This window comes from Protofrankia sp. CiP3 (assembly GCF_917627345.1).
Lineage (GTDB): Bacteria > Actinomycetota > Actinomycetes > Frankiales > Frankiaceae > Protofrankia.
In genome coordinates this window covers 81,336-90,585 of record NZ_CAKJTM010000006.1, presented here as the reverse complement: position 1 = coordinate 90,585, position 9,250 = coordinate 81,336, and the positions used below count along the sequence as shown (strand labels likewise).

Annotated in this window: 9 protein-coding genes and 1 CRISPR repeat array; of the genes, 2 read left to right on the top strand and 7 right to left on the bottom strand. The window is 65.5% G+C overall.

From position 1 onward, the window contains the following. The first annotated feature begins 304 nt into the window (after window positions 1–304). Window positions 305–1,420, top strand: a complete 1,116-nt coding sequence (locus MJ797_RS03885) for an ATP-binding protein (RefSeq protein WP_239331891.1) — start codon at window positions 305–307, stop codon at window positions 1,418–1,420. Continuing rightward, complete coding sequence (locus MJ797_RS03880) at window positions 1,356–1,583, top strand: hypothetical protein (RefSeq protein WP_239331889.1); 228 nt, start codon at window positions 1,356–1,358, stop codon at window positions 1,581–1,583. The genes MJ797_RS03885 and MJ797_RS03880 overlap by 65 nt, the downstream gene beginning before the upstream one ends. 48 nt (window positions 1,584–1,631) lie before the next feature. On the opposite strand, the gene cas6 is transcribed toward MJ797_RS03880, so the two are convergent. The 7 genes from cas6 to MJ797_RS03845 form a co-directional block, all read right to left on the bottom strand. Then, on the bottom strand, window positions 1,632–2,474 hold the full coding sequence (gene cas6 / locus MJ797_RS03875) for a CRISPR system precrRNA processing endoribonuclease RAMP protein Cas6 (protein ID WP_239331887.1): 843 nt from the start codon (window positions 2,472–2,474) through the stop codon (window positions 1,632–1,634). Between the two features lie 429 nt (window positions 2,475–2,903). Then, window positions 2,904–3,221: a CRISPR direct-repeat array (repeat unit 36 nt; unit sequence GTCGCAGGGCAGGAACTTTCCGAGTCGGATTGAAAC). A gap of 189 nt (window positions 3,222–3,410) precedes the next feature. Then, entirely contained in the window at window positions 3,411–3,740 is a 330-nt protein-coding gene (locus tag MJ797_RS03870; protein ID WP_239331886.1) for a hypothetical protein, read from the bottom strand. Then, a complete protein-coding gene (locus MJ797_RS03865) occupies window positions 3,737–4,024 on the bottom strand; it encodes a CRISPR-associated endonuclease Cas2 (RefSeq protein WP_239331885.1) in 288 nt (95 codons plus the stop codon). Before MJ797_RS03865 ends, MJ797_RS03870 begins: the two co-directional genes overlap by 4 nt. Before the next feature lie 2 nt (window positions 4,025–4,026). Further along, entirely contained in the window at window positions 4,027–5,043 is a 1,017-nt protein-coding gene (gene cas1 / locus MJ797_RS03860; protein ID WP_239331884.1) for a CRISPR-associated endonuclease Cas1, read from the bottom strand. A 14-nt stretch (window positions 5,044–5,057) separates the two neighbouring features. Further along, a complete protein-coding gene (locus MJ797_RS03855) occupies window positions 5,058–6,056 on the bottom strand; it encodes a reverse transcriptase domain-containing protein (RefSeq protein WP_239331883.1) in 999 nt (332 codons plus the stop codon). Between the two features lie 75 nt (window positions 6,057–6,131). Beyond that, entirely contained in the window at window positions 6,132–7,103 is a 972-nt protein-coding gene (locus MJ797_RS03850) for a ThiF family adenylyltransferase (protein WP_239331882.1), read from the bottom strand. Between the two features lie 195 nt (window positions 7,104–7,298). Then, a complete protein-coding gene (locus MJ797_RS03845) occupies window positions 7,299–7,979 on the bottom strand; it encodes an E2/UBC family protein (RefSeq protein WP_239331881.1) in 681 nt (226 codons plus the stop codon). Window positions 7,980–9,250 lie beyond the last annotated feature (1,271 nt).

Sequence of the window (9,250 nt, the reverse complement as noted above, 5' to 3'; positions counted from 1 at the left end):
TACCCCGGCTCGTCGGTCGACACCCAACGCCAGGGTGACTCCCTCCTCCGCCTTGCGATGCACGCACCCCAGTCCCGCTCCTTGATCCACGCCCCTATTGCCGGGCGCTCTTATAGTCTGAAGTTACTGAAAATAACAATGAATAGCTGACGATCTATGGATACATGATATTTGAATACGCGACTCTGCCAGTAGGTGCGTAGGGTTGGGGCGCGAGGGCGCTGCTCGCTGCCTCGATGGAGGGTGACCGTCGATGAGTCGCTGGTTTAATACGGCTGGCCCGTGTGTGCCAGAGGATCACTATATGATCGTTGCGTCCGCGCGGTTGCCAGACGTACCCCGTCTGGTGGCACGCAAGGGCTATTTCGTGGTGCACGCGCCGCGGCAGACAGGAAAGACGACGGCCCTGCAGGTTCTCGCCCAGGAGTTGACGGCTGGTGGCCGCTATGCGGCGCTGCGTTTCTCGTGCGAGGTCGGGCGTGCGGCCCGTGACGACTATGGCGCCGCGACCCGCGACATCCTCGACCAGATCCGGGCGGATGCCGAGGACATGCTGCCGGCGGACCTGCGCCCACCGCCGTGGCCGGAGGCGTCGGAGGGCACCCAGCTCGGCTTGGCGCTGCGGGCATGGGCGCATGTGTGCCCTCGGCCGCTCGTGCTGTTCTTCGACGAGATCGATGCTCTGGGGGGCCAGACCCTGATCAGTGTTCTCAGTCAGCTCCGCAGCGGCTACGGTAGTCGCCCGGCCAATTTCCCTGCCTCGGTCGCGCTCTGCGGTCTACGGGATGTCCGCGACTATAAAGCCGCTGCTGGTGGTGACCCTTCCCGTCTGGGGTCATCCAGCCCGTTCAACATCAAGGTAAAGTCACTGCGGCTCGGGGACTTCACCACAGACGAGGTGCGCGAGCTCTACGGCCAGCACACCCAGGACACCGGGCAGGAGTTCACTCCGGAGGCGGTGGAGCGGGCGTTCGAGCTGACTGCCGGCCAGCCCTGGCTGGTCAACGCGCTCGGGCTGGAGATCGTGGACGAGATGGCCGTCCCCTCGCACATCCCGATCACTGTTGATCATGTTGAGGAGGCCAAGGAACGGCTCATCCGTGCTCGGGCCACCCATCTGGACTCGCTGGCGGAACGGCTCAAGGAACCGCGGGTCCGCCGGGTGCTTGAACCGCTGCTGGCGGGGACGGTGACGGTGCTGGAACCGTTCTCCGACGATGTGCTCTACGTCCGCGACGTGGGCCTGGTCACCCAGACGTCGCCGATCCGGGTCGCCAATCCGATCTATCGGGAGGTCGTTGCACGGGTCCTGACCGATGGCCTGCTCGACTACACTCCGTCCGCACCTCCTCCGCGTGCGTTCGTGCCTCCTGATCGAGCTCAAGGTCCGCCGCGCGGGCGATGCCGACCCGGTCCGTGAAGGGCTGGAACAGCTCGATGGCTACCTCGACCGCTTTGGCCTCGACACCGGCACTCTCGTCGTCTTCGACCGCCGTCCCGCCGCCCCGGCCATCGACAAACGCACGATGATCACTATCGTGACCAGTCCTGCTGGTCGTGCCATCACCCTGCTGCGCGGCTGAGTATTGATCGAAAGCCACGGTGCATCGCGCACGGTCAGGTGCTTGTGTCTATGCCGCGGGGCTGGGGTGGTGTCGCCCGCGGGTGAGGCGCTCGTCTGCCTCGGTGAGGGTGTAGCCCATGCCGGAGGCGGTGCGGTCGCCGATGCCGGCGTAGCGGGCGAAGCGGGCGAGAGCGTTGACAGCGCTGCGTGTCTCCGGTGGCACAGCCGCGGGTTCAGCGAGGACGTAGCGGACGAATCCGACGCAGCCTCGCCGGTAGGGCGCCCCGGGTTTGATCATGTGTTCGGTGGTGGTCAGGCGCATGTCGACGAGTTCGAGGTGGTCGTCGATCGTGTTGTCGATGTCCGGGGGGAGCGGGGTCTCTGGTGCCCAGGTCCGCCAGCGGGCGGCGAGGGTACCGAAGACGCGTTCGGGGTCGGGCAGGATGCGCTGGCGGCGTGCGCCGTCTTCGCGTCCGGTGGCGAAGCTGACCGGGGTGATGAGTGTGAATTTCCAGGATGTCGCGGGGGCCGCGGTGGCGAGCAGGTCCGGGTACGGCGTGGCTTCGAGGAGATCTACTGACCGCTTTGTGTAGTCGGTGGCGCCTATACGCCATTGGTCGCGGGCGGCCAGCGCGGCGAGTATCGGCCCGGTCATGTCGTCGAGTAACACGCCGACTTCGAAGCGGACATGCTGTGATGTTCTGTCTGGTGTTCGTTGGCGTTCGTCGAGCAGCGGTGTAATGGCGAATGGGCGGGGTGGTGGCCCGTCGTGAAGGTAGGTGCTGGTCTGGGGTGATAGTCCGTCGCGGATAGCAGCGAGGACGGCGGCGTTTACTGCCGGGCCTGTGTGTGGTGGCGGCAGTGCCCCGGCAGTCGTTGGAGCGATGTTCACGATGATGCGGGCGGGCACAAGCCCCTCCTGTCTCCTGGTGGGTCTGATGTCGTCTCGGTGGGTCCGTTTCCACGGTAGGGCCGGTCAGCCGGTCCGCACCCGGAGGGTTGCCGTGTGGCGTGCGGTTCCTACCGGTCCGGGCGGACGGATGCTAACCAGGCTGCGGCATGCTCGGGTCATGCTCTTCGGATGCGCCTCTCGGGCAGATGATGATCACATGTCGGTTGCACAGTTTCGTGATCCCGTCAAGCGACCCAATCTTGATCGACATCCAGAACCTCCGACACGCCGACAAACTGGGGAGGTTCTGGCAAAGATCGACATCCCTGTGACCTGCACAAACGTAAACAATCATCATTTTGGATCAGTTTATCCACAGCCCCCGCTGGGAGGTTCTGGAAGGATCTTGCAAACCCGCAGCTCAGACCCCCCAGGATCGGTGGTACTGTCGCAGGGCAGGAACTTTCCGAGTCGGATTGAAACAGTGCTGCGATCGTGCCTACACCGTAGGCGTCGTCGCAGGGCAGGAACTTTCCGAGTCGGATTGAAACTGCGTCGATTCGCCGCGTTGCGTTGGCTTGCGGAGTCGCAGGGCAGGAACTTTCCGAGTCGGATTGAAACCTGGACGAACGGGTCCTTGTAGGCGAGTCGACCGTCTGTCGCAGGGCAGGAACTTTCCGAGTCGGATTGAAACAGCACGTATATCTGGACGCGCTCGTGTCGCAGCTGGTCGCAGGGCAGGAACTTTCCGAGTCGGATTGACCTCTTCGACACTGCTGGTGATCTACATTGGGGCAGTGGACAGGCGTTGCGACTCCGGTCCGTGACCAGCGCGCGATCCATGATCGGCACGTGTTTGTCGTTGTGTACGGTTTTTGCCCGGATCGGCGTGCCTAACAACAAACATGCGCCGATCATGATGTCAATAAATGCTGGCTGGCCGCCGGTGGCAGGTCACATGGTGTGGGATGTCCCGAAGCGGATGTCCTGTGGGCTGTCCATGAAGAATCCGCCGGGGACATCGGCGGGACGCCATCCACTGCTGGGGAGCCAGCGCATGTCCGAGGCGCACCCGCGGCATGGCTGGTAGGCGGCGATTCGGTCACCTGGCAGCGCGAGTCCGCTGAGCCCCGCGGTTACCCGGGCGGCGGTGAACCCCGCGACAAACGGAATGTACCAACCACTCTGCTGGAAGCGGTCCGCGAATGGACGGAGCGCCGCACGAGCGAGCGCACGCTGGTGGTCGTCAGCGATATCGTAGACGACGATGACCGGGCCTTTCACGGTGCCACGATCCAGCCGTTGACAGGCGGGGCGTCCATCGGCATTCCCAGCCACGACGATGTGCAATCGGTGCAGTACGGCAGGACAAGAACATGATCGCCGGTCTCGATCAGATCGACCAGTCGATCGGTGAGTCGCTCCAGGCGTGGTGCTGGGATTTCGATATCGTAGACACTTCGGAGAATACGAGGGCCGTTTCGTTCGAGCACCGAACCGACTCGCCGCCGGTAGGCGTCGGAGGAGATATCGAACGTCACGACATAACCGAGCCTGGTAGCAGTCATCGTTATCTCCACACGAAGGGCTGATACGTCTCGGACTCACCGAGAATCCAGCTCCGGAAATCCCGAGCCTGGCCACGCAGCCGGTCCGCGTACAAGCCGTTTTCGGTGCCCTTTGCCGGCCATCCGCGGGCCGGTGCCGCCAGGCGTGCCCGGAACCGTTTGATGGCCGCGGACGTGATCTCCGATGCGAGCCGTGGGCCGTCCGGGGTTACCGTCACATGCTCGGCACGAGCCATTCCCAGGCCGAGCAGCGCGAGAACGGTCGACTCCAACAGGATCGGGCGCCATTCCTCCATCAGGTCGAACACCAGGGTGGGTCGTCCGCACGTCGGGGTATGCAGGAACGACAGATAAGGATCGAGACCGGCGGCGACTACCGCACCCATGACGATTTCCCGCAGCAGGGCCGAACAGTAGTTGATCAGCGTGTTGGTGATGTCGACGTCCGAGCGCTCCCGCCGCTGGAAACCGATCATGTCGGGGAGGAGCAGGCGGATGCCCCGGAAGTACGCTCCGGCGGCGGCGCCTTCGACCCCGAGCAGAGCGCCGATCGTGGGCGCTTCGTCCACGATTTTCGCGAGGTCCGCGAGCCGGTGCGCAAGCGCCCACACCTCGTCCGGGCTGGCGCTACCCGAAGCACGTCGCCGTAGCAGCACATCCTGGTTGTGAATTTTGCCTCGGACGATCGAGCGGGCCGTTTCGAGCCGGACGGACTCGTCGCCGCACCGGACGAGCTGCCGGCGGCGTAGGTCGATATGGGGCGCCGAGGGCGGTTCGAGCCGACCTCGAGCACGCCCGTCACTGGTCAGCAGGACGAGCGGGACGCCGTCCGCGAGCAGCGCGTTCATCGTCGGGGTCGTCACCGTGACGTTACCGAGCAAGATGACCTCGGCTACCAGGGTCAGTGGCGCCGAGGTGATGACCTGGCCGTCGCGGACGACCACGAGTCGTCCGCCTCGCTTCGACAGCACCGAACCGTGACCCAGCACGTAGAGTGGCTGCCGTGTGATCAGTGCCATTGTCCTGGCCCCTGTCACCTGGATTGATCATGGGTATCGGCGGACCCGCCACCGAAGCGTTTCGGGCCACCGGGGCGCTCCCCGCTCGGCTGGCGGTGACCAGACGCGCTGCGGCCCACCGACATCGGATGTGTCCACCCTTCGTTCGGTGACTCCGCCCAGCCGCCGTCCCGGAAGAACACCCAGCCGAGAAACGAAAAGCCGGTGTCGAACGTGGACACATAGGTTTTGCCGGGGTTCGTCCGCAGACGTAGGCCGGTGAGGGCCGTGTCGACGTCGACCGCGGCAGCGAGGGCCGCGTCTTCGTCTGGGCAGAACACTGCAAGATCATCAGCGTATCGGACGAGATGCCCACGGCGGCCATGTACGGCGTTATCGAAGCCTCTCAGGTAGAGGTTGGCAAGGGCCGGGCTCACCGGGGCACCTTCGGGTACTCCTCGGTCGCGATTGACTACTCCGTGTTCGGTGAGCACGGGTGCGGAGGCCCATGCCAGCGCCAACGCGGCCGCTTCAGGGTCGGCGATCGTTTCGGATAGCGTCACTCGGAGCAGATCGTGGTCGATTTCTCGAAAAAATTCGGCTATGTCGGCGCGCAGAACAGTGCGGAGCCCGGCATCTCGGCAGCGTTCGGCTTGTGCGAGGGCGTCCAGCCAGGAACGACCGCGCCGATAGGCGAAACTCACCTCGGCGGTGGACGCCTCGAGACGCTTTCCGCAAACGTCGAGGAAAGTACGCTGGGCAATGCGGTCGCGCACGGTAGGTAGTCCGAGACGCCGGCGTTTTTCGCCCCGAGTGATTGTCATATGACGCAGAGGCTGAGGTTCGTAGGTGCGGCTACGGAGCTGCTCGGCGAGGCGGTCGAGGCGGACCCCGAGCTGCCGGCCGAATGTCTCGACATTGATTCCGTCCGCGCCGGCCATGGCGCTGCCCGCGGCGACCCGCGCCCAAGCGCCCCACAGCGTGGATTCGCGGGCCATCCGATCGAGCGTGTTGTTGGCGTTACCGTTCGCCATCCTGGCTCACCTCCCACCTGTTTCTGACGGACGAAACCCTTACGCCGGAGCCGGAGCCGGAGCCGGAGCCACTGGTCACTGCTCGGCTGACCCGGTTCCTGCGAGGCCCGGACCGGCGGCGGCCGGCGGCCCGGCAGGTATCCGCGCGGGGAAGGACGGGATTCCGCCTGCGTCACCGAGGCCGCGTACCGACCCGGAGCCGCATGCGGGGCAGTCGTCCACCCGATCGGCGTCGAGGGTGACGACGGCGGGACGGACGAGGTCCACCAGGATGTGCGCGGCTGGCGGGCGCCACGGCGAGACCCAGTTCAGGACTTCACCGAGCGCGAACGCGACGACGGCCTGGTTGAGGAACAGCACGCTCGGTGCGGGGTCGTCCACACCGGCGGGCAGATACCCGGCCGCGCGGCGGGCGCTTTGCGCGGCCGGGTCCAGCTCTAGGGCAGCGGTGGCCGGGTCGTAGCCGCACTGGCAGAGCAGGCATGGCCCGCCCGGACGGACGACCGCGACATGGCCGCCGACCTCGAGCGTCCCAGCCGTGACGGAGGCATCAGGGCTGGCCGCATCCGGGGAGCGGCTGATTTCGACGCCGATGTCTATGTAGAGCCGGCCGTACTGGATGGCGAGCACGTTGAGCGCCCAGCGGGGGGCGTGACCGTCCACTGCTCCGACGATCACGTCCGCGCAGCGCAGAGCTTGCCAGCTCTCGGCGTCCAGGATGCTGGACCGTGTCGCGGCAACGGGCAGCCCAGGGTCGACCGCCCGCGCGAGCCGTGCCGCCACCTCGGCCTTCGGCCGGCTCCGTCGGGCATCATCGGGGGTGGCGCCGACGACCCGGTTGAGGTTCGTCATCTCGACGACGTCAGGGTCGACGACCGCCAGGCGCCCGATGCCGAGATGGGCGAGCCCTTGGACGACCAGCGACCCGGCGCCACCGACACCGACAACGGCGACGGTGAGGTCGCGTAGCCTGCGCTGCGCGGACGCGCCGAATGCGCGCACCTGTCGGTCGAACCGCGCCTCGACCACCCGTGTTCCGTAGGGCAAGGGCGTCATCGGGGATGGGAATCGCGCAGCGGACGAGAATGTCGGTGGTGGTGCGGCCCCACGGATCCGTCCACACACTGGCATGGCCGAGCAGGTACGCCATTCGCTCGACGGGAACAGCGAGGAGATGCTGCCGCGTCGGCGCCCATACGGCGTCGGGGATTCGGATGACACAGCGTGTTGGTGAGCGTCGCATCAGTCCGCCGTCCCCAGGTAGGTTCGGATGGCTTCCACGAACGTGAGCAGAGAATCGTAGGAGGCGTTCCAGTTCCGGTCTGGGTCCTCCAAGCAGTACCAGTAGTAGCCGAGGTCGGCGTAAGGGTTTTTGTGCCCTTGGAAATAATGTCCTGGGCTGATGAGCGTGTTGCCGTTGCGGCGACGGAGCTGCGACCCGAGGTAGAAGCCGTCCGGTGCCGATTCGGGATATGTCAGTGGCGGGACGAGCAGGACGGTGGTTCGGTTCGGTGACCAGCCGGCCGGGAGCCGGAAATCCGGGATGATGACCCAGGCGTCGTCATCGGCGACATGCAGGCCCGGGTAGCCGCCGGCGAGCTGCGCGGCTTCCCAGCGGACTCGACGGTGGCGGATGTTCGCGGCGGCCGGCCCGGCGCCTGAGCTGGCGGCCGGGCCGCGGGCGTTGCTGTTCCGGGCGTTGGTGGGCGGGGCGGCCTTGGAATGCCTCGCGTGGTGCGCGAAGACCTCGCCGTCGGCGACACGGACCCGCTGGCCGTCGGGCACGATCGTGTTCCGGTCGCGTCCCTGCCGGACGAGTACCCGGTCGGCTGGGATCCCGCCGGCTTTCTTGAGTTCGGCGCCGGTCAGATCGTCGGCGATGACCGGTACGTCGATGCCGTTGATGCGGATTGTCCGGGCCATTGTTCTCCCCCTCAGTTCGGCGTTTATGTGTGCCTGTACTTGTGCCTGACGGACGGCACGTCCACGGCGCTACGGCCTGAACGGCTGGATCGTCATCGGGGACGGTCTCTTCGCGGCAGGCAGGACGTAGATGGCCGGTGTGATCTCGGTCGGCGGTGGCGACGCCAGCGGCAGCATGGCGCTGCCGAGCAACCCACCGATGAGCAGCGCCGTCGCCAGAAAATTCCGATATGTGATGGCGGCTGCCCGTGGTCGTGTACCAGCCTGTGCTCGGGGCCGTGCCGTAGTGCGCGCACGGGGCCGTGCCGAGGTTGTTCGTGCCGTTGGACGCGTGTTGATGTCGGTTTGTCTGGGACGGCGTTCTCTCGTGGGGGAGCCAGTCATCGGGAGCCGTTGCGCTGATCGGGGATGAACGGTCGTCGGCGATGCGGCTGGTGGGCGGGATCCTGACCGGGCCGGGGGCTGCGGGGCTCGAGCTCTTGCCGGTGCTGGGGCAGCTGGTGGCCGGGGTGGAGTTGTGGGTGTGTGAGCCCGTTCAGGTTGGCCCGGCAGGCCGACGGGGACCGCTACTCCGTGCTCGTCGATCCGTAGCCGTGGTGGGTTCGTCATCGCCAGTCTCCCCCTGGGGCTGTGCCTGTGCCTATCCGCATCTGACGGACGATGGCGAGGAGGATGGAGAGGTGACGGCGATCCATGCGCGGTGAGGCTTCGAGGGGCCGATGAGTGTGGCTGTCAAGCGGTTAAACCTTGATCAACATCCAGAACCTCTGACACGCCGACAAAACGGGGAGGTTCTGGCAAAGATCGATATCCCTGTGACCTGCGCAAACGTAAACGATCACCATTTTGGATCAGTTTATCCACAGCCCCCGCTGGGAGGTTTTGGAAGGATCTTGCAAACCTGCAGCTCAGACCCCCCAGGATCGGTGGTACTGTCGCAGGGCAGGAACTTTCCGAGTCGGATTGAAACTCCAGCATCGGGTTCGTGACCTTCTGCTGCGTGCTGGTCACAGGGCGGGAACTTTCCGAGTCGGATTGAAACCTCGTCCGAGACTACCGGCGAGTTATACCCGGGGCTGCGGGCAGGCGTCGCGGATCCGGTCTGTGATGACCGTATAGATTCATGATCGGCGCGTGTTTGTTGTTGTGTACGGTTTTTGGCCGAATAAGCGTACCTAGCAACAAACACGCGCCGATCATGTCGGCGGGAAGCATCCGCATGTGCCGTCTGCCCGTGGATCCCGCGGGGTTAAGAGCGCCCGAGAATAGGA

Excerpts from the sequence above, each read along its gene's own strand:
- cas1 (WP_239331884.1), bottom strand. The coding sequence starts at position 5,043 with ATGGCACTGATCACACGGCAGCCACTCTACGTGCTGGGTCACGGTTCG.
- MJ797_RS03845 (WP_239331881.1), bottom strand. The coding sequence starts at position 7,979 with ATGGCCCGGACAATCCGCATCAACGGCATCGACGTACCGGTCATCGCC.
- MJ797_RS03855 (WP_239331883.1), bottom strand. The coding sequence starts at position 6,056 with ATGGCGAACGGTAACGCCAACAACACGCTCGATCGGATGGCCCGCGAA.
- MJ797_RS03865 (WP_239331885.1), bottom strand. The coding sequence starts at position 4,024 with ATGACTGCTACCAGGCTCGGTTATGTCGTGACGTTCGATATCTCCTCC.
- MJ797_RS03885 (WP_239331891.1), top strand. The coding sequence starts at position 305 with ATGATCGTTGCGTCCGCGCGGTTGCCAGACGTACCCCGTCTGGTGGCA.